We start from the raw sequence: 1,293 nt of genomic DNA, 5'->3' as shown, positions 1-1,293 counted from the left end.
TGAGCCTTCCCCCGGGACGTGGACACCGGAGTTTCATGCGGCGAGGGTGATCCTAGGGGACGCCGCTGTCTGCTGTTCGAACTGGACCGGGCTGAGGTAGCCGAGCGTGGAGTGACGCCTTCGGACGTTGTAGAAGGAGATCCAGCGGAACACGTCCAGCCTTACCTCGTGCTGGCTGGCCCATCGCACGCCGTGCATCAACTCCCGTTTCAGGGAGGCGAAGAAGCTCTCCGCTGCGGCGTTGTCATAGCTGGAGCCGACCTTTCCCATGCTCCGCCGGACACCGTGGCGCTGGCAGAGTCTCGCGAACGCGGCCGAGCCGTATTGCGACCCCCTGTCCGAGTGAAAGATCACGCCGTCGACCCGGCCGCCGCGGGCGGCCACCGCGGCCTCCAGCGCGTCGGTGACCAGGCCGGTGCGCATGTGGTCGGCCAGCGACCAGCCCACCAGACGCCGCGAGTGCAGGTCGATGACAGTGGCCAGGTACATCCAGGAGCCGCCGACCGGCAGATACGTGATGTCGCCGACCCACCGGACATCGGGCTCGGTCGCCGTGAAGTCGCGTCCGATCAGGTCCGGTGCCGGCGGCGCGGTCCTGTCCTGGACCGTCGTGCGGCAACGTTTGCGCAGGTGGCGGCCGATGATGCCGTGCTCACGCATCAGGCGGGCTATCCGCTTGCGGTTGACCAGTCGGCCCTGGGCTCGCAGTTCGGCGTGCACCCTCGGCACCCCGTACACCCCCTGCGTCTCCTGGTGGACGCTGCGGATCTCGCGCACGAGTGCGGTCTCGGCCGCTGCCCGGTCCGCACGGGCCCGGGCACCGGCCTGCCAGGCGTAGTACCCGGAACGGGCGACGCCCAGGACCTCGCACAACCGCTGGACGCCGAACTCGGCGGCGTGGGTGGAGATGAAGTCCCAGCGGCGGGCCCTCACTTCATCTCCCGTGCGAAATACGCCGCTGCCCGGCGCAGGATCTCCTTCTCGACCTGCCACTCCCGCTCGGCCTTGCGCAGCCGCGCGAGCTCCGCCCGCTCGTCCGCGTTCAACGCCTGCTCGGGCCCCGTTCGCTCGGCGTCGGCGGTCCGCACCCAGTTCCGCAGGGTCTCATGATTGACCCCGATCTCCTTCGCGACCGCCGCGAACGTACGCCGGCCCTCCGAGGCCCGGTACAGCGCGACGGCATCACGACGGAACTCGTCCGAGTACTTCGACGGACGTCCCATCTGGACTTCCCTTCCTGGATCTACGAGATCCAAGTGTCAGGGGTGTCCACGTCACGGGGCAAAGCTCACA

Annotated in this window: 1 protein-coding gene; it reads right to left on the bottom strand. The window is 68.8% G+C overall.

Annotation, left to right across the window (positions count from 1 at the left end; translation table 11 throughout):
* Nucleotides 1-33 precede the first annotated feature (33 nt).
* Nucleotides 34-1,223 (bottom strand): IS3 family transposase gene (locus ACIBH3_RS35965; RefSeq protein ID WP_396316322.1). Its coding sequence is split into 2 segments (ribosomal slippage): nt 34-998 and nt 998-1,223, totalling 1,191 coding nucleotides; the frame shifts between segments, so codons are not numbered across the junction.
* Nucleotides 1,224-1,293: the final 70 nt, after the last annotated feature.

This window comes from Kitasatospora sp. NPDC050543 (genome assembly GCF_044457565.1).
Taxonomy (GTDB): domain Bacteria; phylum Actinomycetota; class Actinomycetes; order Streptomycetales; family Streptomycetaceae; genus Kitasatospora.
The sequence above is the reverse complement of the archived record's forward strand: the minus strand, read 5'-3'. Positions and strand labels throughout refer to the sequence as shown.